The organism is Parashewanella hymeniacidonis, assembly GCF_016900895.1.
GTDB lineage: Bacteria > Pseudomonadota > Gammaproteobacteria > Enterobacterales > Shewanellaceae > Parashewanella > Parashewanella hymeniacidonis.
Map to the genome: position 1 here is coordinate 1 of NZ_JAFEUN010000209.1, position 3,298 is coordinate 3,298.

Below are 3,298 nucleotides of genomic sequence, written 5' to 3' on the forward strand. Positions count from 1 at the left end.
AAGAAAAGGCCAGATGAAGGGGGCACAGGGTCAATCGGTTTGGGAGCAGTTTTACTCACTGGCAGCCTAATTGTGTTTAAAAATCAGTGTTCCTGTGTTTAATTTCGAAGATGCGACAGAACCAACTTATCTGCTGATAACTTCCCTGCCTTCAGTAACTCCGTCAGCACCTTCATAAACGCAGTCACCGTATCATGATGACCTTTTTGCTGCGCCATCCATAGTCCAGGTATTTCGTCACCATCTTTCGCTGCTGCCAGCGCTATGAACTTATCTTCTGATAACTTCCCTGCCTTCAGTAACTCCGCCAGCACCTTCATAAACGCAGCCACCGTATCATGCTGACCCTCTTGCAGCGCCATCCATAGTCCAGGTATTTCGTCACCATCTTTCGCTGCTGCCAGCGCTATGAACTTATCTGCTGATAACTTCCCTTTCTTCAGTAACTCCACCAGCACCTTCATAAACGCAGTCACCGTCTCATGATGACCATTTTGCAGGGCCAGAAATAGTCCAGGCGTCCCGTCACCATCTTTCCCCGCTGCCAGCGCTATGAACTTATCTGCTGATAACTTCCCTCCCTTCAGTAACTCCGCCAGCACCTTCATAAACGCAGCCACCGCCTCATGCTGACCTTTTTGCAGCGCCAGAAATAGTCCTGGTGTTTCGTCACCATCTTTCGCTGCTGCCAGCGCTATGAACTTATCTTCTGATAACTTCCCTTCCTTCAGTAACTCCACCAGCACCTTCATAAACGCAGCCACCGTATCATGCTGACCATTTTGCTGCGCTAGGCATAGTCCAGGTGTTTCGTCACGTCTTTTTCCCGCTGCCAGCACTATGAACTTATCTTCTGATAACTTCCCTTCCTTCAGTAACTCCGCCAGCACCTTCATAAACGCAGCCACCGCCTCATGCTGACCGTTTTTCTGCGCCAGACATAGTCCAGGCGTTCCGTCACCATCTTTCCCCGCTGCCAGCTCTATGAACTTATCTGCTGATAACTTCCCTTCCTTCAGTAACTCCGCCAGCACCTTCATAAACGCCGCCACCGTATCATGCTGACCGTTTTTCTGCGCCAGACATAGTCCAGGTGTTCCGTTACGTCTTTTTCCCGCTGCCAGCTCTATGAACTTATCTGCTGATAACTTCCCTGCCTTCAGTAAGTCCACCAGCACCTTCATAAACGCAGCCACCGTCTCATGATGACCTTTTTGCAGCGCCAGAAATAGTCCAGGTGTTTCGTTGCCACCTTTCGCTGCTGCCAGCGCTATGAACTTATCTGCTGATAACTTCCCTTCCTTCAGTAACTCCGTCAGTGCTTCCATAAACGCAGCCACCGTATCATGCTGACCCTCGTGCTGCGCCATCCATAGCCCTGGTATTTCGTCACGTCTTTTTCCCGCTGCCAGCGCTATGAACTTATCTGCTGATAACTTCCCTTCCTTCAGTAACTCCGCCAGCACCTTCATAAACGCAGTCACCGTATCATGATGACCCTCTTGCAGCGTCAGAAATAGTCCAGGCGTTCCGTCACCATCTTTCGCTGCTGCCAGCGCTATGAACTTATCTTCTGATAACTTCCCTTCCTTCAGTAACTCCACCAGCACCTTCATAAACGCAGCCACCGTCTCATGCTGACCGTTTTTCTGCGCTAGACATAGTCCAGGTGTTTCGTCATGTCTTTTTCCCGCTGCCAGCTCTATGAACTTATCTTCTGATAACTTCCCTTCCTTCAGTAACTCCACCAGCACCTTCATAAACGCAGCCACCGTCTCATGCTGACCCTCTTGCAGCGCCAGAAATAGTCCAGGTGTTTCGTAATCATCTTTCGCTGCTGCCAGCGCTATGAACTTATCTTCTGATAACTTCCCTTCCTTCAGTAACTCCGCCAGCACCTTCATAAACGCAGTCACCGTCTCATGCTGACCCTCTTGCAGCGCCAGAAATAGTCCACCGGGTATTTCGTCACCATCTTTCCCCGCGGCCAGCGCTATGAACTTATCTTCTGATAACTTCCCTGCCTTCAGTAACTCCGCCAGTACTTTCATAAACGCAGCCACCGTATCATGATGATCTTCATACAGCGCTAGATGCACACACCTTTTTTTTTGAGAATCTGATAACTTTAAAAATTTATTATCAGTCAGACGTAATTCACGAAAGCATGCGGAGAAATCTGAAATAGTACGACCTTTTCCGAAGACAATATTAATGTTGGCAAGCCACAGCCCATCACGAGCGTACTTTTCACCTGTAATGTTAAGTAAAAGTTTACTCGTTATAGCTGCCTCATACAGAGTATTATCGTGACTCACGGACAGCCAGCTTGAGCCATCAAACCCAATTTGAACCGCATGACTGATATAATTAATAACCAATGAGAATGGCACGTCATGGGAACGCATCTCTTTAAGGCAGCAGGTCAGTGATTTTCGATTGAAAGAGCATAAAAAAGTCTCAGCCACGCAAGGTCTGCACTTTTTGCGCTCATCATGAAGGGTATCTTTTTCATCTTGTGTAAATGATAACAACTTTGCAGGTGCAGGAATATTTTGGTGACGTGGTAAACCTAATGCAACATATTGTGAAGCGCTTAAGACGTTGCCTGAATAAACGACCACACCTTCAAAAAAAGCCTTAAGGTCGTCTTCCTCACCGTTAGGAAGCTTCTTGATTCTGGCGTTATACGTTGCCCCATCTAATCTTATCACCGCCTGCGCAGCCATAACCGCAAGTCCGTAGCACACCCCGTTATCCACAGACGGATAACCGAAACCATTCATAATGGATAGAACTTTCGATACCATAGAATTTATTGAGATTTGGAAGAGCCAGTATTTTTAAAATACAGGCAAACAATGCTAAAAAACGAGTTAAAAATCGTTAACGCTCTAGACTTTTTTAGGAGTTATAGCAGGCTGAGCCTTGGCATAAATGCCTTCTCAGCTTAAAAATCAGCCTTAATTCACCCCTATAATTGGCCTTAAAAAAGACCTCAAAATCGCAGATTCTGAGCCACGCTTTAACCCTCATTCACCATAAAATTTCTCCTTTAGACTTTTCCAAATTCAAACAAGAAAGTCTATTGGTATGCACCTTTCAGGAGGAATTCCCTAGGTGGTGGAACAAGATAAGAAACAAAATATCTTTTTTAGGTTCTGTCGCATCTTTACAGCCTAAAAAACACTCAAGCAGATATTTTGATGTCACACAACTTTTGCTTTTTGAAGTAACATTCTGCAAGCCTAAAAAATAATCTGAACCTAAAGTAGTCGAATATGAGTTTGAGCTTCCG

The 3,298-nt window shown here is 46.1% G+C and carries 2 protein-coding genes; both read right to left on the reverse strand.

Annotation, left to right across the window (positions count from 1 at the left end; all coding sequences use genetic code 11):
• Positions 1-98: 98 nt before the first annotated feature.
• Positions 99-2,810 carry a hypothetical protein gene (locus tag JQC92_RS21550; protein ID WP_205001587.1) on the reverse strand — a complete coding sequence of 904 codons (2,712 nt, stop codon included), beginning with the start codon at positions 2,808-2,810 and terminating at the stop codon, positions 99-101.
• Between the two features lie 292 nt (positions 2,811-3,102).
• The coding region (locus JQC92_RS21555) for a hypothetical protein (RefSeq protein WP_205001588.1) at positions 3,103-3,298 on the reverse strand (196 nt) is incomplete at its 5' end.